Annotated in this window: 21 protein-coding genes and 1 pseudogene; 17 read left to right on the plus strand and 5 right to left on the minus strand. The window is 65.0% G+C overall.

Going from position 1 to position 22,927, the window contains the following annotated elements; translation table 11 throughout:
- The first annotated feature begins 454 nt into the window (after nt 1–454).
- Both QW887_RS01400 and QW887_RS01405 read left to right on the plus strand, forming a co-directional pair.
- On the plus strand, nt 455–799 hold the full coding sequence (locus QW887_RS01400; RefSeq protein WP_315718526.1) for a hypothetical protein: 345 nt from the start codon (nt 455–457) through the stop codon (nt 797–799).
- A gap of 107 nt (nt 800–906) precedes the next feature.
- Nucleotides 907–1,371, plus strand: coding sequence for an RbsD/FucU family protein (locus QW887_RS01405; RefSeq protein WP_315718506.1), 465 nt, complete (start codon nt 907–909; stop codon nt 1,369–1,371).
- Nucleotides 1,372–1,638: 267 nt separating this feature from the next.
- Here the strand turns inward: QW887_RS01405 and QW887_RS01410 are convergent, their stop codons facing one another.
- Nucleotides 1,639–2,019 (minus strand): hypothetical protein, encoded by a 381-nt coding sequence (locus QW887_RS01410; RefSeq protein ID WP_316194085.1) that lies wholly within the window; start codon nt 2,017–2,019, stop codon nt 1,639–1,641.
- Between the two features lie 578 nt (nt 2,020–2,597).
- A complete protein-coding gene (locus QW887_RS01415) occupies nt 2,598–3,803 on the minus strand; it encodes a M20/M25/M40 family metallo-hydrolase (RefSeq protein WP_316194086.1) in 1,206 nt (401 codons plus the stop codon).
- Between the two features lie 143 nt (nt 3,804–3,946).
- Between QW887_RS01415 and QW887_RS01420 the strand changes: the two genes are divergently transcribed.
- From QW887_RS01420 to QW887_RS01445, 6 genes are all read left to right on the plus strand, one after another.
- Nucleotides 3,947–4,705 (plus strand): SDR family oxidoreductase, encoded by a 759-nt coding sequence (locus QW887_RS01420; RefSeq protein ID WP_315749833.1) that lies wholly within the window; start codon nt 3,947–3,949, stop codon nt 4,703–4,705.
- Nucleotides 4,702–5,610, plus strand: a complete 909-nt coding sequence (locus QW887_RS01425) for a sigma-70 family RNA polymerase sigma factor (RefSeq protein ID WP_315827436.1) — start codon at nt 4,702–4,704, stop codon at nt 5,608–5,610. Before QW887_RS01420 ends, QW887_RS01425 begins: the two co-directional genes overlap by 4 nt.
- 81 nt (nt 5,611–5,691) lie before the next feature.
- A complete protein-coding gene (locus tag QW887_RS01430; RefSeq protein ID WP_316164641.1) occupies nt 5,692–6,258 on the plus strand; it encodes a cytochrome b in 567 nt (188 codons plus the stop codon).
- 140 nt (nt 6,259–6,398) lie between these two features.
- The gene (locus QW887_RS01435; protein ID WP_315750037.1) at nt 6,399–6,803 is read left to right on the plus strand and encodes an OsmC family protein; all 405 of its coding nucleotides are present in this window, start codon (nt 6,399–6,401) and stop codon (nt 6,801–6,803) included.
- A complete protein-coding gene (locus QW887_RS01440) occupies nt 6,800–7,501 on the plus strand; it encodes a VIT family protein (RefSeq protein ID WP_315749836.1) in 702 nt (233 codons plus the stop codon). The genes QW887_RS01435 and QW887_RS01440 overlap by 4 nt, the downstream gene beginning before the upstream one ends.
- A gap of 255 nt (nt 7,502–7,756) precedes the next feature.
- On the plus strand, nt 7,757–8,575 hold the full coding sequence (locus tag QW887_RS01445) for an HlyD family efflux transporter periplasmic adaptor subunit (protein WP_315749838.1): 819 nt from the start codon (nt 7,757–7,759) through the stop codon (nt 8,573–8,575).
- A 926-nt stretch (nt 8,576–9,501) separates the two neighbouring features.
- On the opposite strand, the gene QW887_RS01450 is transcribed toward QW887_RS01445, so the two are convergent.
- A complete protein-coding gene (locus QW887_RS01450; RefSeq protein ID WP_316164642.1) occupies nt 9,502–11,082 on the minus strand; it encodes an endonuclease/exonuclease/phosphatase family protein in 1,581 nt (526 codons plus the stop codon).
- 24 nt (nt 11,083–11,106) lie between these two features.
- Nucleotides 11,107–11,844 carry a hypothetical protein gene (locus QW887_RS01455; protein WP_316194087.1) on the minus strand — a complete coding sequence of 246 codons (738 nt, stop codon included), beginning with the start codon at nt 11,842–11,844 and terminating at the stop codon, nt 11,107–11,109.
- Between the two features lie 171 nt (nt 11,845–12,015).
- On the opposite strand from QW887_RS01455, the gene QW887_RS01460 reads away from it, so the two are divergent.
- Both QW887_RS01460 and QW887_RS01465 read left to right on the plus strand, forming a co-directional pair.
- Nucleotides 12,016–12,666 carry a hypothetical protein gene (locus QW887_RS01460; protein ID WP_316164644.1) on the plus strand — a complete coding sequence of 217 codons (651 nt, stop codon included), beginning with the start codon at nt 12,016–12,018 and terminating at the stop codon, nt 12,664–12,666.
- 200 nt (nt 12,667–12,866) lie between these two features.
- Nucleotides 12,867–13,237, plus strand: a pseudogene (locus tag QW887_RS01465) (hypothetical protein).
- A 737-nt stretch (nt 13,238–13,974) separates the two neighbouring features.
- Here QW887_RS01465 and recQ read toward each other — a convergent pair.
- On the minus strand, nt 13,975–15,780 hold the full coding sequence (gene recQ / locus QW887_RS01470) for a DNA helicase RecQ (RefSeq protein ID WP_316194088.1): 1,806 nt from the start codon (nt 15,778–15,780) through the stop codon (nt 13,975–13,977).
- Nucleotides 15,781–16,243: 463 nt separating this feature from the next.
- Between recQ and QW887_RS01475 the strand changes: the two genes are divergently transcribed.
- The 7 genes from QW887_RS01475 to QW887_RS01505 all read left to right on the plus strand — a co-directional run bounded on the left by QW887_RS01475 (nt 16,244) and on the right by QW887_RS01505 (nt 22,927).
- Nucleotides 16,244–16,891, plus strand: coding sequence for a 4'-phosphopantetheinyl transferase (locus tag QW887_RS01475; protein ID WP_316194089.1), 648 nt, complete (start codon nt 16,244–16,246; stop codon nt 16,889–16,891).
- Between the two features lie 332 nt (nt 16,892–17,223).
- On the plus strand, nt 17,224–18,555 hold the full coding sequence (locus QW887_RS01480; RefSeq protein ID WP_315749849.1) for an ABC transporter substrate-binding protein: 1,332 nt from the start codon (nt 17,224–17,226) through the stop codon (nt 18,553–18,555).
- A gap of 124 nt (nt 18,556–18,679) precedes the next feature.
- Nucleotides 18,680–19,642 carry a sugar ABC transporter permease gene (locus tag QW887_RS01485; RefSeq protein WP_315712570.1) on the plus strand — a complete coding sequence of 321 codons (963 nt, stop codon included), beginning with the start codon at nt 18,680–18,682 and terminating at the stop codon, nt 19,640–19,642.
- The gene (locus QW887_RS01490) at nt 19,639–20,592 is read left to right on the plus strand and encodes a carbohydrate ABC transporter permease (protein WP_315712568.1); all 954 of its coding nucleotides are present in this window, start codon (nt 19,639–19,641) and stop codon (nt 20,590–20,592) included. The genes QW887_RS01485 and QW887_RS01490 overlap by 4 nt, the downstream gene beginning before the upstream one ends.
- Nucleotides 20,589–20,807, plus strand: a complete 219-nt coding sequence (locus tag QW887_RS01495; RefSeq protein ID WP_315749850.1) for a hypothetical protein — start codon at nt 20,589–20,591, stop codon at nt 20,805–20,807. Before QW887_RS01490 ends, QW887_RS01495 begins: the two co-directional genes overlap by 4 nt.
- 4 nt (nt 20,808–20,811) lie before the next feature.
- A complete protein-coding gene (locus tag QW887_RS01500; RefSeq protein WP_315712564.1) occupies nt 20,812–21,924 on the plus strand; it encodes an ABC transporter ATP-binding protein in 1,113 nt (370 codons plus the stop codon).
- On the plus strand, nt 21,917–22,927 hold the full coding sequence (locus QW887_RS01505; protein ID WP_315749851.1) for an ABC transporter ATP-binding protein: 1,011 nt from the start codon (nt 21,917–21,919) through the stop codon (nt 22,925–22,927). Before QW887_RS01500 ends, QW887_RS01505 begins: the two co-directional genes overlap by 8 nt.

Genomic DNA, 22,927 nt, shown 5'->3' on the forward strand with positions numbered 1-22,927 from the left:
ATGGTTGCGCGGCCCCGTAACGAGGCGCCTTGAGCATCACGCGCCTCTGCGGCCTTTTCCTGATATCGCCTGGCCGACGCGCTGCTTTCGTAGTCGAATTGTCGTTTCCGCTCAGCTCTTATTGATGAGCTGCTGGCACCAAGGTCAGAAGTTGCTCATTGCCGTGTAGGCAATAGCAGCCGATGGTTGCCGAACGGGCGCTCGGCATGAGCCGCCCATCTGCCGTGTGGAAATTCCGGTTACGACAATCCGGAGTTGCCGGCCTTGTTCCGGGCCTTCGGCCCTGGAGGAGCGTCCGCATGCATCGGGACCTGTTGTGCGCGGTGAAGTCAGGCCGTGGATGGTTGCCGGTGGGATGGCGGCGTCGTACGCTCGCGCGCCACGTGACAGGTGGCATGATCGGGGACCGGGTCGTTTCAGGATGAGGCGCTGATGGCGGAGGGCAGCTCGCGTGATGGATGAGGACGACCCGAGCGGAGAGATCTCCCGGATCGAGGCGCGGATCGACGAGCTTGCCGAGATGGCGGAGCGGTGCCGAAAGATCATCCTGGCCTCGAAAATCGCGATAGCGGGCGGCGCCGCATTGCTGCTCGGCGCGGTGCTGGGCCTGCTCGGATCCGATGCGGTCGCGCTCCTCGGCGCCATTGCGGCGCTGCTCGGCGGCATCGTGTCGCTCGGATCGAATGTCAGCACGTTGCGACAGACAATGGCGGCGATGGCCGCCGCTGAAAGGCTGCGCTCGGACCTGATCGGCAGCATCGATCTTCGCCTGGTCGGCGAGAGGCGAGGGAGCGTGTAGTTCGCGATGGGATGATGGCGTGACGCGCTCCAGGTGTTTGGCAGCAGTTGCCCTTGGCCGATGGCCCGGCGACCTGGTCCGTTCGATGAAAATGACAGGGAGACCACATGCTCAAGGGGATCGATCCACTGCTCAATGCCGACGTGCTCCATGCGCTCCGCGCGATGGGGCATGGCGACCGTCTCGTGATCTGCGACACCAATTTTCCGGCGGATGCGATCGCGCGGCAGACAGTGTTCGGCGGGCTGCTGCGCATCGATAATGTCAGCGCGGCGCGCGCGGTCCAGGCCGTGCTGTCGGTGCTGCCGCTCGACAGCTTCATCGACGATGCCGCCGTGCGGATGGAGGTCGTGGGCAGTCCTGCGGAGGTGACGCCGGTGCAGCAGGAGGTGCAGGCGGTGATCGACCGCGCCGAGGGCAGGTCGTGGCCGCTGGTCGGCGTCGAGCGCTTCGCATTCTATGAGATGGCCAGATCAGCCTATTGCGTGATCGCCACCGGCGAGCGCCGGTTCTACGGCTGCTTCATCTTCAGCAAGGGCGTCATCCCGCCGGATGGCGCATCGGGATCATGATGCCGGCTGGCGCGCCGCATTTGGGCAGCGGTGCGCATGCCGGCAAGGGTATCGCGATCGGTCATCCGCCTCGCGTTCGACGCGTAGCGCCCGCCGCGGCTCAAATGGGCTTCGGGGAAGCGACCCGGCGAGAGATCGGTCCCGCATGTCGCTGCGCTCATGGCATGTTACGGGACTGATCCCGACGGCAGAGAATCGAGTCCAGCGCCGGGCGAGCGCCGCGAGACCTCGCCCGGTGCCGCGCCGAGGTTTCAATCAGAAGCGGTCTCAGCGGCAATTCCAGGTCGTGCCCTGCGCGCAGACCGCGTTCGGGCTGTCGCCGCCATAGACCTGATAGGGGTATTCGCCCTTGCGGTAATAGCCATAGGCGTGGGGGTTCACGCCGTAGTAGGACGGAGCCGCGTAATAGGCCGGGCCGTCATAGACCGGGCCATCGTAATAATCGTAGGCGTCGCGGCTTGCGGCGATCGCAAGACCGGTGCCGATGGCACCCGCCGCGAGCGCCGCGCCGATCGCAGCGCCGCCGCCGCCGCCGTGCCAGCGCCCATTTCGCGCGTCGGCACTGGTCGGGGCCAGGGCGCCGATCGCGAGTGCAGTCAATGAAGCAATTGCGGCCGTGCGGCCGAGCAGAGCTGGTTTGGTCGACATGTCAGGCCTCCAGTGAAGTGCGCCGTGATTGGCTGATGTCTCCGGTGTCCGGCTCTGCCGAGAACTGTGACGAACGTCAGAGCCGAACAATGCCGGCAAACGGATGATCAATTGCGGTTCTGGACCTGACCTCGCCGAGGAGCTGGCGACGGTCCAACGCAAATGGCAGGTCCATCGCACTAGAACCGCCGTCCGGCTTTGGAGTTCCGGCCCCGCCCGAACTTCCATGCGATCGGACCAGTGCCGCTGGGCACACGGAGGAGGATTGGCTCGTGCTTTGCCGACCTGGCAGCCCGGTGCCCGAGCCAACTCATCACTGTGACGGTGCATTCCAATCACTGAAGACGTTTGACGGGCGTCGATGAGACTGGCCGCTGTGACCCGACGAGCTCGCGCCGTCCCGAGCTGCACGACGGGCAATCTCTGCCTGGGTGCAATCCGCCGCGGGAGCGCGACGTCGTGGCCTCGCTGTTCGACCTGTTCGGAACATGCGCGTTTGCTGGCAAGCCCGTCATCACGACGTTGCGCGGGAGCAAGGAGGTTGCAGCCATCCAAGTGCGTGTCCGGATGGCGTCGTCTCACCCCATCGTCGCCAGCCTGACCGCCAGCGCACACGCCCGATCGTATTCGTCCAGGTTGATCCATTCGTCGATCGTGTGCGGCTCGTTCTGGCCGGTGCCGAAGGTCACGGTGGGGATGCCGTGGCGGACCATCCAGTTGGCGTCGAGGCCGCCATTGCCGGCGCGCAGGGTCGGCGCTGCGCCGATGTCGGAAACGGCAGCCATGGCGCGCTTGACGACGGGAAGGGTCTCCTTCATCCGGAACGGATGATAGTCGGTCTCGGCCTTGAACTTGACGCGGCCGGACTTGCCTTCGCTGTTGGTGACCTGCTTGGCCGCCTTCTCGAAGGCCGCCTTGTAGGCCTTGGTGATCTCGCGGATGAATTTGGCATCGTGGCTGCGGCATTCGCCGCGGACGTGGACGTAGTCGGTGACGACGTTGGTGGCGTCGCCCGCGGGGCGGCCTTCGCCGCCGGTGACCGGACCGACATTGCTGGTGCCAAGCCTCGCGTCCTTGCCCTTGCCCTTCACCACCTTGCCGAACCAGCCGCCGGCTTTCACCTCGGCGAGCGCGAGGGCCAGGATCATGGTGGCGCTGATGCCGCGCTCAGGCGCGACGCCGGCATGCGAGGCGCGGCCGAAGATCTCGACCTCCCAGCGGTCGGCGCCGACAGCGCCGATCGTGACGGCGGAGGCCGAGCTGCCGTCGAAGTTGAACGCCATCTCGGGCGCGCCGAGGTCGTCGGTGTTGACGTGCCGCGCGCCATAGAGCCCGCTCTCCTCGCGCACGCAGAACAGCAGCGTGATCGGCGGATGATCGAGCTTCTGCCGGATCAGCTCGGCCGCGAGCGTGACGAGAATGCCGCAGCCGCAGCGATTGTCGCCGCCGAGCGCGGTCTTGGCCTGGTTGACGATCTTGCGACCGGAGATCTTCGGCTGCGCGCCGGCGCACAGCGGCACCGTGTCCATGTGGGTCATGAACATGATCCGCGGCTGATTGTGCTGGCTGCCGCGGCCGGGCAGCTCGACGATCAGGTTGCCGGTCTCGGTCGGCAGCGGAATGCGCGTATTGGCATCGTCGAGCCGCATCGCCTTGGCCGGCACGCCGGCCTGCTTCAGCGCGGCCATGATCTCGCGCCCGATCGCCTTTTCCTGTCCGGTCACGCCCTGGACGGCGAGAAAACGCATCAGACGATCGGTGGCGGCGGTGGTGTCGACGGACATGAAGCGATTCCCGTGATGAACGATGTGCCCGGAGCATCCAGCCGGGCGGCCGGTTGCGCAAGGGGGCTCGCATTGGTTTCGCCGCCTGACTCTTTTCCGATGCCTCGATCGTTTTCATGTCATCTGGACATTGGAGCATCATCATGAGCCTGAAAGACAAGACGATCGTCGTGACCGGCGGAAGCCGCGGCCTTGGCCTGGGAGTCGTGGAGGCCCTCGTCGATCGCGGCGCCAAGGTGACCGTCGTCGCGCGCGGAACCGAGGCGCTGAACGCGATTGCTGCGCGCCTGGGTGTGGCCACGATCGCGGCCGACGTCACCGACGAGGCCGCTGCGCATCGCATCGTCGGCGATATCAGCCCCGACATCCTGATCTTGAACGCCGGCACAACGCCGCACATGGACCGGCTGGATCGGCTGACCTGGAGGGATTTCTCGGTTGCCTGGGAAACGGACGTCAAGGCGGGCTTGTACTGGATCCAGGCGGCGCTCAAGCTCCCCCTGAAACCAGGAAGCCGCGTCCTGGTCGGATCGAGCGGCGCGGCGGTGGGCGGTTCGCAGATGTCAGGCGGCTACGGCGGCGCCAAGCGCATGCTCTGGTTCATGGCGAAATACGCCAACGGCGTGTCGCAGGACGACAGGCTCGGCATCCGCTTCCAGGCGATCGTGCCGCGTATGATGATCCTCGGCACGGGAGTGGGGGATACGGCCGCGGGTGCTTATGCCGGGTCCATGGGCATTGCGCCGGAAGCGTTCGTTGCCCGCTTCGGCGCGCCGATGCCGCCACGGGCGTTCGGCGATCGTGTGGTCGCAGTGCTGGAGGACCCGCGGTTCGTCGACGGCGTCGTGTTCGGTCTCAACGGAGATTCCGGCGTGACGGTGATGGAAGGAGCGGCAGCTTGAGCGACGGCGGACATGCTTCGCGCGGCGCGCGCAGCGCCGAGCTCGTGGCCCTCGCAGAGCAGCTGCGGCCCGAGCTGCATCGTTATTGCGCGCGCCTGATGGGCTCTGTGATCGACGGCGAGGACGTCGTGCAGGACACCCTGACAAAAGCGCTCGTCGCGGTGGACGAGATGCGCGACGTCGCGATGCTGCGCGCCTGGCTGTTCCGGGTCGCGCATAACCGGGCGCTGGACCTGCTGCGCAGCCGTGCGATCCGGGCCGCCGAACCGATGGAGGCGGCTGACGGTGTCGCCGACGACACCGTGCCGGATGCCGTGGAGGCGATGATGCGCGACGAGGCGATCCGGACCGCGGTGTCGCGCTTCACGGAGCTTCCGATCCCTCAGCGGAGTGTCCTCGTTCTGAAGGATGTGCTCGATGAGTCGCTCGCCGACATCGCGGCGCTGCTCGACCTGACGGTGGACTCGGTGAAGGCGCATCTCGCCCGCGCCCGGGCGCGGCTCTCCGAGATCAACGCTGTGGCCGAGGCGCGGCCGGCGGCGAGACCCGCCTCCGATGCGGCGACACGCTATGTGAGCCTGTTCAACCGGCGTGATTGGGACGGCCTGCGCGCGCTGCTGGCACACGACGTCAAACTGCACCAGTCCACTCATCCCGTCCGTGTCGGCCCGGCCGATGTCGGGATGTTCTTCAGCATTTACGCCGGGATGGACGGCGTCTGGCTGGCGCCGGCCTGGCTCGAGGGCCGGGAAGTGATCGCCGTGTTCGAACGCCAGGGCGATCCGCGGCCCAGCTACGTCATGTGGCTGAGCTGGCGCGACGGCAAGATCAGCTTCATCCGCGACTACCGCTACGTCCGCTATGTCATCGCCGATGCAGAGCTGGCACTCGCCCCGCCGTCCTGAGCACCCGGACCGGCAAGGGCTTGATCCACATCAACGAGGGACGGTCGCGCCAGGAGCATCTTTTGACCAAAGAGGTCTGAGATGCAGCTCTTCAACTCGACGAGGGACTACGGGGCGATTCCGCAGACGCTGCATTGGCTGACGGTCGTTCTCGTGGCCGTCGCCTGGGCGCTTGGGGTCTTCGGTGACGTGCTGCCCAAGGGCGCGCCGCGCGAGTCCGGCCTGCTCGTCCATGTCACGGCTGGGATCGCGATCCTCATGCTTCTGGCGGTGCGCCTGGCTTGGCGGCTGGCCGATCCTTCTCCGCCGCCCGAAGCGACCGAATTCGCCACATGGATGGGAAAGTGGCAGTATCCGGCCGCGCGTTTCGCGCACTACGTTCTCTATGCGCTGCTCTTTGCCGTGCCCGTCGTTGGCATCGTGTTGCAGTTTGCGCGCGGTGATTCCTTGCCGCTGTTTGGCATTGCCGAGATCGCGTCGCCCTGGCCCAAGGACCGCGCGTTTGCTCACAACGTCAAGGAAGTGCATGAAATTCTCGCCCACGCCCTCGTCATCGTGGCTGCAATGCATGCGGCCGCCGCGCTGATCCATCACTGGATCTTCCGGGACCGGACGCTGCTTCGCATGCTGCCTCACTCGGACGACTAGGGAAGCGACACGCCTGTCGGAAACCATGGATTGCGCCGGTCGCTTCCGCCGCCGTAACCGAACGGTCGCGATCCGATCGATCACTCCGCTCATGGTTCGGATTGCCAACCCCAAGGACACGCGGCCCGGAGACTCCCCCAATGCTAGAGTATCGCGTCAACGCCCGACGGATCGATGCGCATGAAAGCGTGGCTGACTGCAAGGATGCGACCGTGGTGCTCGACACCGATGTCCAGGGACGGCGGGATGCGTTCAACCCGGCCGAGCTTCTTCTCGCCGCGGTTGCCGCCTGCATGATCAAGGGAATCGAACGCGTGACGCCGATGCTCAAGTTCCATATTCGTGGCGTCGAGGTGCGACTGATCGGCTTCCGTCAGGACAGCCCGCCGATGATGGCGTCGATCGATTACGAGCTGATCGTCGACACCGACGAAGACGACCGCCGGCTCGAGCTGCTTCATCAGAATGTCAGGAAGTATGGAACGATTTCCAACACCGTGGCGGCCGCCACGAAGTTGCAAGGCGTGATCAGGAGAAAGACATGAGCCGCCTTCACGTCCACCCCGAAAGCCATCTGGTGGCGCGGATCGGATGGCTCAGAGCGGCCGTTCTGGGAGCCAATGACGGCATCATTTCGACTGCGAGCCTGATCGTCGGTGTTGCTGCGGCAGCAGCGACACGAAACGACGTCCTGATCGCAGGCGTGGCGGGATTGGTCGCCGGAGCGATGTCGATGGCCGCCGGTGAATATGTCTCCGTCAGCTCGCAGTCGGATACGGAGCAGGCCGACCTGGCCCGGGAACGCAAGGAGCTGAGCGACAACCCCGCATTCGAACGCGACGAGCTTGCCGAAATCTACGTCAAGCGAGGTCTGGATCAATCCCTTGCGCGGCAGGTGGCCGAGCAGTTGATGGCGAAAGACGCACTGACGGCTCATGCCCGCGACGAATTGGGAATCTCGGAGATCACCGCAGCGCGGCCGATCCAGGCTGCCCTGACCTCGGCCATGATGTTTTCGGTGGGGGGCGCCATGCCCTTGCTGATGGTCGTCGTGTCGCCCGCCAATTTGCTGGTCCCGATCGTCTCCGCGGCTTCTCTCGCCTTTCTCGCGGTGCTGGGAGCGATCGGCGCAAAGGCAGGCGGGGCCAACATTCCGCGCGCCACCTTTCGCGTGACGTTCTGGGGGGCCTTCGCCCTGGGTCTCACCGCAGGCATCGGAAGGCTGTTTGGGGCCGTTGTTTGAAGCGCTGGCAAAGCTTGCGCGACGGTCAACGGCGTTACCCCCGTCTCGTGTCGAGGCTGCGGCGGTGTCGCGGTGTCGTCGACACGGGCATTATTTCGAGAAATTGAAGACCCAATTCGGTCCAGGCGCCATTATCAACCGGCCCGCGAGCCGCCACATCTCGCGTCACGGGCATTCGATGGGTGCGACCCTGACGTCAACAGGATGCCGCCGAGGCGGCAACGCGCCCCATGCCGTGGTCGTGAGGAGCGAGTGGTGGACGGACAGCAAGCGCCGGGTGGATCCCGGCCGGTCATTCTGCATCAGGAGCGTCCCCCAGCGGAGCCGCGCGCCGGGGCGTCCGCAGGACGTGCGCTGTGGTTGCTCGCCGCGCTCAGCCTGATGTTCGGAATGCTGGTCGCGGTGCCGTGGATGGTCGAGTATGTGACCGTGGGCCAATATCTGGTTCACACCGATGACGCCTATGTCAGTATGAACGAGATCCCGGTCAGGTCGGCGGTGTCCGGCCTGGTCAGGGACCTGCTCGTGACCGACAATCAGGAGATCGCTGCGGGACAGGTTCTCGCGCGGATCGAGCACCGGGACGAGCGCGCTTCGACGGTCGCGCTGAACGACGTCATCGCTCCCGTCGCCGGCGTCGTGGCTGCAAGCGGTCTCCATGTCGGCGACGCCGTGACGACAGATCGGTCGTTGATGGCGGTGGTCACGCCAGGCGAGCCCCACGTCATCGCAGCTCTCGCGGTTTCCGAGATCACCTATGTCGCGATCGGACAGGCGGTCACGATCGACGTGCCGGGCCTGCCCGTCCGGCTCTATGGACATGTCGCGGATGCTGAGTGGATCGGCGCGGCGTCCGGCTCGCCAACCGGCGAAGCGCGGATCGCGCTGAAGATCAGCCTGCTGAAGGCGGCCATGCCCGCCGGATTGCGATCGGGCATGGCTGTCGGCGCGACGATCCTGACCGGCCTGACCGGGACGGAGCGGATGGTCTCGCAGATCCTGCGGGAGAGGGCGCAGAGGACCTGCCACTGCGAGCAGGATCTCCAGCCCGCGTCGGTGCAGCGGCGCATCTGACCACGGCCATCCCTGCGCGACGGGCAATCCGTGCATGCCTCTCATGCCTGAACTGCCCGTCGTGCCAGTTTGTCGCGGACTCATCACTTGCACCGTCGGGCAAATCACCTCCACATTTCCTGTTATCCCGGCTCGCTGAAGAGGGACGTTTCGCGATCGTCACGAGCGTCGAGCCGGAAGATGCGATGGGCGCGTTGCTCCGCAGCCGGGTGTCACAGCCCGCGCCGACGAACGGAGCGATGCGACGGCGAAGTGGTGTGGTCCAGGCATCGCGGTGCTGATGCCAAGCCGGCGGTGATGATGATCCGCCGGCGACGGGGGCAAGACAGCCGATCCCCGGGGAGAGCGCCTATAAGTCGTCAAACCGTCGCGCAGGGAAGGCCGGATATTGGGCTGAACCCTTGGTTCTGCCGCGTGCTTTTTGCTGCACGCGGACCGCGGGTATCAGCTGATACCCGATCTTCCCTGCGCCTCTTCTTCGGAGGAAGAGGTTCACTCAAGATGACAACTCGGGCGGATGCCGCCGCGAGATGGCTCAGCCTTGCCTGCTGTTTGAAACGTACAACACGCGGTCGTGCGATGTCCCGCACCAAGTGGGCAGTCGCAAGGTGATCTGCGGCCCTATCTCGACGTGATCGAGAGCGTCTTCTTCACCGGCGGCCTGTCGGTGACGATCAAGTCGTAACACAAGGTCGGCGGCCTGCCGGCGCGCATGAACATGAAGCTGGCCGAACCCTTATGCTCAGCGGTCGGCGAGAGGTTGGTGATGCTAATGGCCTACCGTTTACCAGGTCGAGTGCCAAGACGCCTCAACTTGGCATCCCCGCCGACAAGCGCTGCGCAGACGGCCAAGTCGGCATTGTCGACGATGAGTGACCCATTCTGTGACTCCGAGCCTCTGCCGCGCTTCTTGAACGCCCGGAGCTCTAGTGCCTTGGGCTGGCGAACAAAGTCGCCTCCAGTCCGATGTGGTTCGAAAGGTAGTCCTGCGGGCCGGGGGTGACGACCCAGCGAATGCGTGACTTGAAAGCACGCCGGCGCACACGTGAGACGTCGAGATTGAAGCCGTGAAATGCAGTCGCACGTTCCATGAACAGGTAGTCGATCCTCGATCCGGTGGGATTCGCGTCGTCTGGCTGCATGTCGTCGCAGTAGTAATCGACATCATCCGACATCGTCGGCGTGGCAACGGCCGGATCGTAGGCTTGCCGATATGCCTCGCTGGCGCGATAGACCTTACAGTTGGTATTGAAGTCGTTGTAGATCGGCTCGTCGCCCTCGCCGTGACGGTCGGTCAAACCGTCGCTTTTCATCGTATCGTACGGGACGCTCCACAGGTCATAGAAGCCGGCCTGCTCCATCGCCGCGACCAGGTTGTGGTATTCGTCGGTATCAGCACCGATGTTGAAATCTCCGGCGACAATGGCCACGTTGGATGGAAGGTGCGTCGCCTTGATGAAGGCAATCAACTCATCAATCTGCGTGCGCCTGACGTCGATCTTCTCCGCGTCAGTTGGGCCGGGCGGCAGAAGGCCGCCATCGCCGGCATAAACATGCGTCGAATAGAGCTCGATCGCACCGAAGCCGACCGGGATACGCGTGAGTTGCACCCCTTTGTTCGCCCATTTGTCAGAATCGAACATGTAGCCCATCTCGCATCCGCCGGGCATCACTCGCGACACGCCGTCCGCGGCATAGACATGCCCGCCGCCATTCTCGATCGTCCGCGTTGGGCTGAGGACGAGGATCCCGCTCTGCAGTTGCTTGTAGGCGAGGGAGCCGGTCGGTCCGTCGACATGCTGCGCGGTGCCATGTGCCAGGATCGTATCCCGCGTATCCTGGTCCCAAGCCTCGACCAGCGATACGAGGTCGTAGGCGAACACCCTCCGGCCGATTTCGTCGGCGCGCTCGGGGATGACCGGCTTCTCCATGACACTCACTTCGAACACGCCAAGCACCGGCGCGACCAACTGCATCAGCACCTCGAATACGACCTCCTCGGGGATCGAGAAGAGGCTTATCAGCCAGTCGAGGTCGGAACTGAGATTTTCGATGATGTATCCGCCGAGCGAGAGGCCGTTGCCCACCAGCTTGCAGGCATCGTTCAGCGGGTTGGCGGAAACGCCGCAGACTTCCACGATCGGCGGGAAGATGCGGTCGCAGACATCTCCGATGTCGGCCCCGATCATCTCCAGTGCCTTGCCGATGAACTCAGCCGATGAGACCCCAAGACAAGCCGCGAAGTGGCCCACCCCTCCGGCAGCGGCGACGATCTCCTTCAGCCCGATCTTCGCGCGCAGGCACCAGATGTTGTAGTGGAGGAATGAAATTCGTGTCGTGGAGGGGCCTGAGAGGCGCCAAGCCGCCTCGGCGAACGAAGCCGTCGGCAGGGTCGTTCCCGGTGCCGCTCCGGGGTAGCGCAGCCTGGACAACAGGCTGTGCATCGACTGCGGCGGGTAAAGTGCGTCGGCCTGCTGCGCGAGCTGATTGAACGACGTGGTGGGCATGCGCGCGTCCTCCTGACTGGTGAATCAGCTTGCCTGGAAGCGATAGGCGAGCGTCGGCCACGACAGCCAGCGTTCCGGCGCCCGTCTGACTTCCTGCTCGATCTTCTGGTTCACCCAGGCAGCGAGATCCTCCGGCTGCTTGCCGGCGGTGGGCAGTGTCGCCACCACTTCCACGCGGCTGTCCCTGGGCGCTATCAGCGCCAGCGTGTAGCCGTTGCGGATCGCAAGCCTCAGAATGGCGGCCGGAGTCTTGGTGGGGCGCCCGAAGAATGGGCTGCGGATGAACTCGGTGCCCGGATGAATATTGTCCATCATCGCGAACACGTTGCGGCCTTCGCGCATGTACGCGGCGAGCGCCGCCGCACCGCCTTCGGCCCGGAAGTTCAGTGTGGTGCCTGCGTCCTTCAACTCGGAGAGCCAGGGAGCATCATTCGATACCAGAACGACCACATGCTTTTTTTCCGCAGTGCCGAGCAGGCTCGCGAGCTCCGGGAAGTACCATCCGACAATCAGCAGCTTCCCCGATGCCGGCAGGTTCAGATCGATCTGCCGCGTCTTCCATGCACTTAGATTGCTCATGGCCTCGAGCCAAGCCCGCTGATGAGCCGAGCTGAAATCGGCGCGGGCTCGAACGTGGGGCGTGGGGAGCAGCTTGCCTGCCCAGGCGAAGGCATGGTCCGCGCAGGCCGGAACCGACCTCTCGACTGCGTCGACCTTCAATCCGTGAATGCCGCTCAGGACGGTGTGCAGATCATTGGGCATTTCAAGACCCCGCCAGTTCCCATGTTCTGAGCGCGGCCTGGCGCGCGCCAGAACATCCTACTTCGTAGTTAACGGTCGCAGGCGCCAGCCGATGGAGCGTTGACGTGAATCAAACTGCGGCGGCCGAGTTGACGATATTTTAAGTTACATCTTCAGCGGGAGGCGGCGAACATGACGAGCGACATCAAACTCACCGACACGTCGGTCATCCTGGAAGGATCAACGACTGTGCTGCAGAGCGGCAATGTCAGGGTTCCCGTCGACGCGCAGGGCTATCCCGGCATGCTCAGAATCGAGTTTGACGGCGCGGAGGCCCACGCGGGACGTCTCTTGCTAGCCCCGGCTTGGTTGGGGCGAGCGATAATGGCATGCAACGTCGAGACCGTGCAGCTCCAGAGCCCGAAAGTGCCTCCGGCGGCGCGCGCGGCGCTCTCTCACTCCCAGGCTGACGAACTTGTTCTCAACGATGGCAAGCATTACGCCGGGGGCGTTTCGATTTACGGTGCAGCGAAACTCGAAGATGTGACCGTTAAAGGCGCCGCGCGGTTCGAGAAAACCGTTACCGCTCCAGACGGAATTGTCGCGGGTGGCGTTACGATCGCAGTCCCCGCACCGCCCGCATTGCAACCGGGTCTATCAGTTGCGAGCTCCCGCACCAGCATGGAGATCAGCTCGTCGACCATTCGTGTGACAACGAGCCATGTCGGGATGATGGGGCATCAACCCGCGCCGGACGTCCTTGACCTGGTCGCGGAGATCCGCAGCCTTCGCGACCGGGTGGCCGCGCTGGAGAAGAAAGCCGGGGTTCCCGTGCCGGCCTAGTTTCGAGAGGCTCCTCGGCTTGGTCGCGCCGTAACAAAGCCAGATGCCATGCGTTGGTGTGATCCAAGGCCTGTAATATCTCAGATGATCGCGAGCTTCATCAAGGTCGATGCCTCACGGCCGCAAACCATCTCTTGGATTGTCCAACCAATGGCCGTACGTTGGTGGGCGGGGACGGAATTAGGAGAACAGTTGGTCTGATGGATGAGGACGACCCGAGCGATCAATCTCCCTCATCGAGGCGCGGATCGAACAGCTGGCCGACGCGGCCGAGCGGTGTCGAAAGATCATCATGGCCTCGAAGATCGTGATATCCGGCTGCGCCGCGTTGCTGCTCGGGGCGGTGCTGGGCCTGCTGGGGTCCAATGCGGTCGTCGTCCTCGGGACGATTGCCGCGGTGCTCGGCGGCATCGTTTCGCTCGGATCGAACGTCAGCACCTTGCGACAGACCATGGCGGCGACGGCCGCCGCTGAAACGTTGCGCTCGGACCTGATTGGCAGCATCGATCTTCCGGCCCCGCCCGAACTTCCATGCGGTCGGACCAGTGCCGCCGGGCACGCGGAGAAGTAGAATGGCTCGTGCTTTGCCGACCCGGCAGCTCGGTGCCGGAGCCAAGCTCATCACTGTGACGGTGCATTCCAATCACTGAAGACGTTTGAAGGCGTCGATGGGACCGGCTGCTGTGACCCGACGAACTCGCGCCATCCCGAGCTGCACGACGGGCAATCTGTGCATGGCGCGTATGCGCCAACTGCCCGTCGTGCCAGTTTGTCGCAAACTCATCACTTGCACCGTCGGGCAAATCACATCCACATTTCCTGTTATCCCGGCTCGCTGAAGAGGGACGTTTCGCGATCGTCACGAGCGTCGAGCCGGGGAGGCGACGGGCGCGTTGCTCCGCAGCCGGGTGTCAAAGCCCGCGCCGACGAACGGAGCGATGCGACGGCGAAGTGGTGTGGTCCTGGCATCGCGGTGCTGATGCCAAACCGGCGGTGATGATGATCCGCCGGCGACGGGGGCAAGACAGCCGATCCCCGGGGAGAGCGCCTATAAGTCGTCAAACCGTCGCGCAGGGAAGGCCGGATATTGGGCTGAACCTGTGGTTCTGCCGCGTGCTTTTTGCTGCACGCGGACCGCGGGTATCAGTCGATACCCGGTCTTCCCTGCGCCTCTTCTTCGAGGAGAAGGGGACTTCAGTTGCATAACCCGGGCGTCATCAGCGGCGGGATCGCGAGGCCATGTGTGAGCCATGTGTGCCGTCTGATCGTCGAGCGAAGGAGCCGCGGTGCTGCTGGACGATGGCCGGCTCAGGCGCCCGCATCATGCGCATTGATCACCGCCACGAAGGCCTCGCCGTAGCGCGCGAGCTTGACCGTGCCGGCACCGGGGATGCTCGCAAGCTCCGCGACGGAGCGCGGATGGCGGGCCGCCATTTCGGCCAGCGTCTTGTCGTGGAAGATGACATAGGGCGGGACGTTCTGCGCCTTGGCGAGCTCCATCCGGCGTACGCGCAGCTTCTCAAACAGGTCGCGGTCGAGGTCGGGAAATGCCGCCGTGGTCTGCCGCTCCCGGGATTTGCGGTCGCGCCGCGACTTCTTCAGCACGCGCAGGCTGAGCTGCGGCTTGTCGCGCAGGAACTGGCGACCCTCGGGCGAGATCGACAGGCCGCCATGGCCGGCGACGTCGACGCTGATCAGACCATGCGCGACGAGCTGGCGGACGATCGAGCGCCAGGCGTTGCGGTCGTGCTCCTTGCCGATGCCGAAGGTCGAGAGCTTGTCGTGGCCGAGCCGTTCGATGCGCTCGTCGGTCTCGCCGAGCAACACCGCGATGACGTGGGCCTGGCCGAAGCGCTCGCCGGTGCGGTGGATGCAGGACAGCAGCTTCTGCGCGGCGATGGTGCCGTCGAAGGTCTCCGGCGGGTCAAGACAGATGTCGCAATTGCCGCACGGCGCGCAATCGTCGCCGAAATAGCGCAGCAGCACCTGGCGGCGGCACTGGCAGGTCTCGGCGAAGCCGAGCAGCGCATCGAGCTTGCGGCGCTCGGTGCGCTTGCGCGCATCGGGCGCGTCGGACTCATCGATGAAGCGGCGGCGCAGCGCGATGTCCTCCGCCCCGTACAGCATCAGAGTCTCGGAGGGCAGTCCGTCGCGCCCGGCGCGGCCGGTCTCCTGGTAGTAGGCCTCGATGCTGGAGGGCAGATCGGCATGAACAACGAACCGCACGTCGGGCTTGTCGATGCCCATGCCGAAGGCGATCGTGGCGACCATGATCAGGCCCTGCTCGAGCTGGAAGCGGCGCTGGTTCTTCTCCCGCGCCTTCATCTCCATGCCGGCATGATAGGGCAGCGCCGGGAAGCCGTGATCGCTGAGCGAGGCGGCGACTTCCTCGGTCTTGCGCTTGGACAGGCAATAGACGATGCCGCTCTCGCCCTCGCGCGATTTCAGGAAGGCCAGCATCTGCTGCATCGTGCTGGTTTTCTCCGCTGCGCCATAGCGGATGTTCGGCCGGTCGAAGCCGGCGATGAAGCTGTTGCCGTCGCCGATCGAAAGATGCTCGACGATCTCCGCGCGCGTCGGCGCATCGGCCGTGGCGGTGAGTGCGATGCGCGGGATGGTCGGGAACAGCCCGGCGAGGCAGTCGAGGGCGCGGTATTCGGGACGGAAATCATGGCCCCATTGCGAGACGCAATGCGCCTCGTCGATCGCGATCAGCGACAACCGTGCGGTCTTGAGCCGCTCGAGGTTCTCCGCCTTGAGCAGCGTCTCGGGTGCCATGTAGAGGAGATCGAGCTGGCCGCGTTCGATGTCCTGCCACAGCAGGTCCTTCTCGGCGCCCCAGAGCCGCGAGTTCAGCGCCGCGGCCTTCACGCCGGCCTGCCGCAGCGCCGCGACCTGGTCCTCCATCAGCGCGATCAGCGGCGAGATGATCAGCCCGAGGCCGGGACGCGCCAGCGCCGGGATCTGGTAGCACAGCGACTTGCCGCCGCCGGTCGGCATCAGCACGAAGGCATTGTGGCCGGCGATCACGTGCTCGACGATGTCACGCTGCCGGCCGCGGAAACTGTCGTAGCCGAACACGGTCTTGAGGATCGAGAGCGGATCGGCGGCCATGGGAATGCACTTCTTCGGCAGACAGAGGGACTGGATAAGTCCCGTTGCGGGACGCCGCCGTCAAGCGAAAGCTGGCCGCTGACGCGCATGTCAGCGGCGCGGAGAAGCATGGTGCGGGGGACAGCGGCAGGGGCGCGTTGGACAAGCCGGCGAGTTATGGCAGAATCGACGTGCATCGCATTATGTTCTGATCCTGATCCAACCATGGGCTCCCGGGGGGAGGCCGGGTGCATTGGCACCTCGCCGGGCGCAAGTGCTGGTCGATGCCGATCCGCAGTGGTCGGTGGTGCAGCTCGCCGAGCGGCAGCGTGCGCTCGCCATGCAAAGCTCTGGCGCGTGGCGCCGCGAGATCGCGGGACATGTTGAATCGTTGGAATTCGCTTCGACGTCGCCGTGTCGTATACGGTGGCGGCCGGTCGAGGCCGGTCCGCAAAGAGACGCGCGCGCAGAGTTGGTGATGTGAGTGCTTGCAAAGCTGTTTGAAGGCCCGGTCGTGGTGGCGGCGTCCAGCCTCTCGCTGGCGGAGGATGAGCTGTTTCCCGAAGAGCGCGCGCATATCCAGGCCGCGGTCGCCAAGCGGCGGGCCGAGTTCGCGACCGCGCGGATCCTGGCGCGCAGGGCGCTGGCGTCGCTGGGAGCTTCGCCGGTCGCGCTCGTCCCGACGCCGGATCGCGCGCCGGTGTGGCCGCCGGGCTATGCGGGAAGCATCTCCCATTGTGCCGATCATTGCGCCGTGGCCGTGGCCCGAAGCAGGGATGTCCCGTCGCTTGGACTGGATGTCGAGGACCTGCGCGAGCTCGATCCGTCGATGCGCGATCTTGTGCTCACGCCGGCCGAGCGGCAATGGCTTCGTGGCCAGCCCGACGCGTTGCAGCCGATGCTGCCGATCGTGATCTTCAGCGCCAAGGAAGCCTACTACAAATGCCAGTATCCGCTCACGCGCGGCTTCCTGGATTTCCAGGATGTCGAGCTCGCGATCGCATGGGCGGCGGGCACGTTCGAGGTGCGTGTCATGAGAGAGGACTGGCCGGCCGCCGTTGCTCGCCTTGCCGGACGCTTCCTCATCGCTGACGGCCGGGTCAGTTGCGGCGTGACGTTGGCGAAGGGCTGATCACGCGGATGCAGCCTGGAGTTGGGCCGCGCCTGCGTCCTGGCGGCGGCGCCGGAGAGCCGCGCCATCGCCATTCCCGGCAAACCTCCGGACGACGAGCAGCTTACCGCAGTCGCTAAACATGATGCGCTGCAAACGTCGCGAAAACGCGCTTGACATGTTTAGTCATTCGCAATCTACTAAACAAAATACTTAACTCGGACGGATGATCCGAGGGCCAGGGGAAACGCTTGCGGCTCGCGCTGTCGTTGTGACGGCGCCGCTCGCCGCGGGCCATGCATCGCCGTCACCCACGCGAAGCGGGGACGGCGCCAACAGGGAGGGAGTGCCAGATGAAGTTGCTGCAGACATTTGCACTGGCGGCGACGGTCGCCGCCGCGACCGTGCTCGGCGCGTCCGCGCCGGCACGCGCCGAAGGAAAGACGATTACCTTGTGCTGGGCCGCCTGGGATCCGGCCAATGCGCTGGTCGAGCTGTCCAAGGACTTCACCGCCAAGACCGGCGTCAACATGAAGTTCGAGTTCGTGCCGTGGCCGAACTTCGCCGACCGCATGCTCAACGAGCTCAATTCCAAGGGCAAGCTGTGCGACCTGATGATCGGCGATTCCCAATGGATCGGCGGCGCGGCCGAGAATGGCCAATACGTCAAGCTCAACGAGTTCTTCGACAAGGAAGGCATCAAGATCTCTGATTTCATGCCGGCCACCGTCGCCGGCTACGCCGAATGGCCGAAGGGCTCGCCGAACTACTGGGCGCTTCCGGCGATGGGCGACGCCAACGGCTGGACCTATCGCAAGGACTGGTTCGCGCGGCCGGAGATTCGCGAGGAATTCAAGAAGAAATTCGGCCGCGAGCTCGAGGTGCCGAAGACGCAGGAAGAGCTGAAGGACATTGCCGAGTTCTTCCAGAAGCGGGTGATCGACGGCAAGACCGTTTATGGCGCGGCCATCTTCACCGAGCGTGGCTCGGAAGGCATCACCATGGGCGTCACCAACGCGCTCTATCCGTTCGGCTTCAAGTATCAGAACCCGAAGAAGCCGTATGACATGCAGGGCTTCGTCAACTCGGACGATGCGGTGAAGGGCCTCGAGTTCTACAAGGCGCTGTACAAATGCTGCACGCCGCCCGGCTATTCCAACGGCTACATGCAGGAAGGACTCGATGCCTTCAAGTCCGGCCAGGTCGCGCTGCAGATGAACTGGTTCGCCTTCTTCCCGGGCCTTTACAAGGATCCCAATGTCGGCGGCGACAAGATCGGCTTCTTCGTCAACCCCGCGCAGAAGGAGAAGGGCTCGCAGCTCGGCGGGCAGGGCATCTCGGTGGTGGCATATTCGCCTAACCGCGCCGAAGCGCTGGAATATATCAAGTGGTTCGCCGCGCTCGACACCCAGAAGAAGTGGTGGGCGCTCGGCGGCTACAGCTGCCACAAGGGCGTGCTCAACGATCCCAACTTCAAGAACACCGCGCCGTTCGCCGCCGACTTCCTGGTGGCGATGGACCAGGTGGTCGACTTCTGGGCCGAGCCGTCCTACGCCCAGCTTCTGCTCGCGATGCAGAAGCGCGTCCACGACTATGTCGTCGCCGACCAGGGTACGGCGAAAGGCGCGCTCGACGGGCTGATCGCCGACTGGACCAAGGTGTTCAAGGAGGACGGCAAGCTGTGATGGAGGCGGCACCTCTCGCGCAAGCGAGATCCGCCACGACAATCCCTCCGGCGAGCTTCGGCTTGCCGGGCGGACCAGCCAGTCTCACCGCCAGCCCGAAGCCGCCAGTGAAGCAGCCCCTCGCATGACCGACCAAACCGGACTGAGCAGCCTCGTCGACCGCGCCGCCCTGGTGACGCCGCCCGCCGTGGCGGGGCGCGTGCGCGGCCTGTCCGAGCGCGCCATCGCCTGGCTATTCATCATGCCGACCATGCTGCTGCTGCTCGCGATCAACATTTTCCCGTTGATCTGGACCATCCGGCTGTCCTTCACCAATTATCGCGCGAACCGTCCGAACGCCACCGTGCTCGATATCGGACTCGCCAACTACCAGTCGATCCTGACCGATCCGGACGTCTGGGCGGCGATGACGGTGACCGCGCGCTTCGTGTTCTGGACCATCCTGATCCAGACCCTGCTGGGCTTTACGCTAGCCTGGCTGATCGACAAGAAGTTCCGCGGCCACGGCCTGTGGACCACCTTGATCCTGCTGCCGATGATGCTGTCGCCGGCTGTGGTCGGCAACTTCTGGACGTTCCTCTACCAGCCGCAGATCGGGCTCTTCAACTACGTCATCTCCGCCGCGACGGGCGCGCCCGCATCGTCTTTCCAGATGCTGGCGCAAGTGCCGCTCGCGCCCTGGGCGATCGTCATCGTCGACACCTGGATGTGGACGCCTTACGTGATGCTGATCTGCCTTGCAGGTCTCCGCTCGATTCCCGACTACATCTATGAGGCGGCCGAGGTCGATCGCGCCTCGCCGTGGCGGCAGTTCTGGTCGATCACTTTGCCGATGGCGCTGCCGTTCATCATGCTGGCGGTGCTGTTCCGCGGCATCGAGAACTTCAAGATGTTCGACATGGTCAACCTCCTGACCGGCGGCGGTCCAGGCTCGACGACCGAGGTCGCCTCGATCACCCTGAAGCGCGAAGCCTTCGAGAAGTGGCGGACCGGCTATTCCTCGGCTTTCGCCATCATCCTGTTCGTCACCGTGTTCGGCCTCGCCAACATCTACGTCAAGGCGCTCAACCGGGTGAAAAGCCGATGACCGGTCTCGCAACCGCCCATTCCGTCGTCGATCCGTCGCCGCTGACCAAGCGGATCGCGGCAACCGTGGTGATCGCCTATGCGCTGATCACTCTGGTGCCGCTGCTGTGGATCTTCATGACCGGCTTCAAGTCGCCGTCGGACGCGATCGCCTATCCGCCGAAGCTCGTCGCCGAGCCGAGCCTGGAGGGCTATTGCAACCTGTTCACGACCCGGACCCGGCAGGCGCCGGAGTACATGGCCAAGCTGCCACCGGCTGCCAGTCTGTGCGACCGCATCTCGCGCGGCCGCAACATGGTGGTCGCGGGTCCATCGAACTACATCCCGCGCTACGTGAATTCGCTGGTGATCGCGTTCGGCTCGACGGCGCTGTCGGTCGTGCTCGGCACGCTGGCGGCCTACGCGTTCTCGCGCTTCAAGGTGCCGTTGAAGGATGATCTGCTGTTCTTCATCCTGTCGACCCGGATGATGCCGCCGATCGCGGTCGCGATCCCGATCTATCTGATGTATCGCGAGCTCGGCCTGTCCGACACGCGGCTCGGCATGATCCTGCTCTATACGTCCGTCAACATCTCGCTCGCGGTCTGGCTGCTCAAGGGATTCATGGACGAGATCCCGCGCGAATACGAGGAGGCGGCGATGGTCGACGGCTACACCCGCCTGCAAGCCTTCTTCAAGGTCGTGTTGCCGCAGGCCACCACCGGCATCGTCGCCACCGCGATCTTCTGCCTGATCTTCGCCTGGAACGAATATGCCTTCGCGGTGCTTCTGACCTCGGGCACGGCGCAGACCGCGCCGCCCTTCATCCCGATCATCATCGGCGAGGGCGGCCAGGATTGGCCGGCGGTCGCGGCGGGCACCACGCTGTTCCTGATCCCGATCGTCGTGTTCACGGTGCTGCTGAGAAAACATCTGTTGCGCGGCATCACCTTCGGAGCGGTGCGCAAATGACCGAGATGGCACAAGATCAGCCGGCCGATGCGGCGCACTCGCGCTGGCCACGGGCGCTGCGGCGCGGCCCGATGGAGACGCTGGCAACGATCCTCATTGCGGCCGGCGTGCTGATGCTGCTGCAGCCGTTCGCACTGGTGCTCTACACCTATTCCTTCATCACCACGCTCGCCGGCGTCGTGATGTTCACCATCGTCTCCAAGTTTCCGGACTGACGCCATGGCCGAGATCCGGATCGAGAATCTGTTCAAGGAGTTCGGCGGCTTTGCCGCCGTGCGCGGCACAAGCTTCACGATCGCCGACGGCGAGTTCTTCTGCCTGCTCGGTCCGTCCGGCTGCGGCAAGACCACGACGCTGCGCATGATTGCAGGCCTGGAGCTGCCGACCTCGGGGGCGATCAGGCTCGGCGGCGAGGACGTCACCTTCCGCCGCGCGCGCGAGCGCGACATCGCCATGGTGTTCCAGCTGTTCGCGCTCTACCCGCACATGAACGTGCGCCGGAACATCGCTTTTCCCCTGGTCTCGATGGGGGTGCCCAAGGGGGAGATCCGGCGGCGGGTCGAGGAAGCCGCGCGCATCCTGCGCATCGACCATCTGATCGACCGTCCGGTGAGCGGGTTGTCGAGCGGCGATCGCCAGCGCGTCGCGCTCGGCCGCGCCATCGTCCGCGAGCCGAAAGCGTTCTTGATGGATGAGCCGCTCGGCGCGCTCGATGCGGAGTTCCGTCACATCATGTGCGGCGAGCTGCGCGCCCTGCACGACCGGCTCAAGGCCACCACCGTGTTCGTGACTCACGACCAGCTCGAGGCGATGTCGATGGCCGACACGATCGCGGTGATGAATCGCGGCGTCGTGGAGCAGCTCGGAACGCCCCAGGAGATCTACGACCGTCCCGCCACCATGTTCGTCGCGGACTTCATCGGCTCGCCGGCGATGAACTTCATCCGCTTCGCGGGCAGGCTTGGCGCCGGCACGAACTGCGTGCGGATCGACGGCGCCGAGATCGGCGTGCCCGAGCTGCGCGAGGATGCCGGGAGCGACGAGTTGGTCCTCGGTGTGCGGCCGGAGCAGGTGGCGCTCAGCGCCGAAGGCGGGCTGCGCGGCGAGGTGTTCGGCGCCGAATATCTCGGCACCACCCAGATCATCACCGTCACGACGTCTCATGGCATCGTCAAGGCGCGCGCGCCCGCGGCGGTCCGGGTGCAGCGTGCGGAGCCGGTCGGGCTCAGCTTCCGCGCCGACCGGCTGTCGCTGTTCGACGCCGCCACGGGCCGCGCGGTCCGCACGGCGCTGTATGAGCAGCCGGTGAGAGGAGGGCGCCATCATGGCTGAGACGCGGCTCAACGCCGTCAGCAAGTCGTTCGGTTCCAAGCCGGCGGTACGGGATTTGTCGCTGACCATCCGCGACGGCGAGCTCGTCGTGCTGCTCGGGCCGACCGGTGCCGGCAAGACCACGACATTGCGGCTCGTGGCCGGCCTCGAGATGCCGGATCGCGGCAGCATCACCATCGGCGGCGTCGACCAGACGAAGGCGACGCCGGCCGCGCGTGACGTCACGTTCGTGTTCCAGCAATATTCTCTCTATCCGCATCTGTCGGTGTACGACAATCTGGCTTTCCCACTGCGCTCGCCGGTGCGCAAGATTGCGGAGGCTGAGATCAGGCGCATCGTCGGTGACGTCGCGGCGATGCTCCGGATCGAGGACAAGCTCGGCAACCGCGCTACTCAGCTCTCCGGCGGCCAGATGCAGCGCGTGGCGATCGGCCGCGCGCTGGTGCGCAGACCTGCGATCGCGTTGCTAGACGAGCCGCTATCCTCGCTCGACGCCAAGCTGCGTTCCGAGCTGCGCATCGAGCTCAAGCGTATCCAGCAGGATCTCGGCGCCACCATGCTCTACGTCACCCACGACCAGATCGAGGCGATGACGCTCGCCAACCGTATCGGCGTGATCGAGCAGGGCCGGCTGGTGCAGGTCGGCAGCCCGCGGGAGGTCTATGAGGATCCGGCCAATACCTATGTGGCGACCCGGCTCGGCAGTCCCGGCATCAATCTACTGCCGCGCGGGCTGTTTCCGGATCTTGCGGTGCCGGGCGACGTCGCGACGATCGGCGCGCGCACCGAGCACATGACGGTCCGGCGCGCCGAGAGCCGTGCCGACGCACGGGTGAAATGGATCGAGCATCTCGGCGATCAGAATCATCTGCATATCACGCTGCAGGACCAGACCATCGTCAGCCTGGTGGAGCCGGATACGGAATTGAAAGTCGGCGACTCCGTCGCTATCGAGTTCACCCGGCCGCTGCTGTTCGACCGGGCGGGCCAGCGGGTGAGATAG

Source organism: Bradyrhizobium sp. SZCCHNRI3052, from assembly GCF_032484895.1.
Lineage (GTDB): Bacteria > Pseudomonadota > Alphaproteobacteria > Rhizobiales > Xanthobacteraceae > Bradyrhizobium.

Excerpts from the sequence above, each read along its gene's own strand:
- QW887_RS01400 (WP_315718526.1), top strand. The coding sequence starts at position 455 with ATGGATGAGGACGACCCGAGCGGAGAGATCTCCCGGATCGAGGCGCGG.
- QW887_RS01405 (WP_315718506.1), top strand. The coding sequence starts at position 907 with ATGCTCAAGGGGATCGATCCACTGCTCAATGCCGACGTGCTCCATGCG.
- QW887_RS01410 (WP_316194085.1), bottom strand. The coding sequence starts at position 2,019 with ATGTCGACCAAACCAGCTCTGCTCGGCCGCACGGCCGCAATTGCTTCA.
- QW887_RS01415 (WP_316194086.1), bottom strand. The coding sequence starts at position 3,803 with ATGTCCGTCGACACCACCGCCGCCACCGATCGTCTGATGCGTTTTCTC.
- QW887_RS01420 (WP_315749833.1), top strand. The coding sequence starts at position 3,947 with ATGAGCCTGAAAGACAAGACGATCGTCGTGACCGGCGGAAGCCGCGGC.
- QW887_RS01430 (WP_316164641.1), top strand. The coding sequence starts at position 5,692 with ATGCAGCTCTTCAACTCGACGAGGGACTACGGGGCGATTCCGCAGACG.
- QW887_RS01435 (WP_315750037.1), top strand. The coding sequence starts at position 6,399 with ATGCTAGAGTATCGCGTCAACGCCCGACGGATCGATGCGCATGAAAGC.
- QW887_RS01440 (WP_315749836.1), top strand. The coding sequence starts at position 6,800 with ATGAGCCGCCTTCACGTCCACCCCGAAAGCCATCTGGTGGCGCGGATC.
- QW887_RS01450 (WP_316164642.1), bottom strand. The coding sequence starts at position 11,082 with ATGCCCACCACGTCGTTCAATCAGCTCGCGCAGCAGGCCGACGCACTT.
- QW887_RS01455 (WP_316194087.1), bottom strand. The coding sequence starts at position 11,844 with ATGCCCAATGATCTGCACACCGTCCTGAGCGGCATTCACGGATTGAAG.
- QW887_RS01460 (WP_316164644.1), top strand. The coding sequence starts at position 12,016 with ATGACGAGCGACATCAAACTCACCGACACGTCGGTCATCCTGGAAGGA.
- recQ (WP_316194088.1), bottom strand. The coding sequence starts at position 15,780 with ATGGCCGCCGATCCGCTCTCGATCCTCAAGACCGTGTTCGGCTACGAC.
- QW887_RS01480 (WP_315749849.1), top strand. The coding sequence starts at position 17,224 with ATGAAGTTGCTGCAGACATTTGCACTGGCGGCGACGGTCGCCGCCGCG.
- QW887_RS01485 (WP_315712570.1), top strand. The coding sequence starts at position 18,680 with ATGACCGACCAAACCGGACTGAGCAGCCTCGTCGACCGCGCCGCCCTG.
- QW887_RS01490 (WP_315712568.1), top strand. The coding sequence starts at position 19,639 with ATGACCGGTCTCGCAACCGCCCATTCCGTCGTCGATCCGTCGCCGCTG.
- QW887_RS01495 (WP_315749850.1), top strand. The coding sequence starts at position 20,589 with ATGACCGAGATGGCACAAGATCAGCCGGCCGATGCGGCGCACTCGCGC.
- QW887_RS01500 (WP_315712564.1), top strand. The coding sequence starts at position 20,812 with ATGGCCGAGATCCGGATCGAGAATCTGTTCAAGGAGTTCGGCGGCTTT.
- QW887_RS01505 (WP_315749851.1), top strand. The coding sequence starts at position 21,917 with ATGGCTGAGACGCGGCTCAACGCCGTCAGCAAGTCGTTCGGTTCCAAG.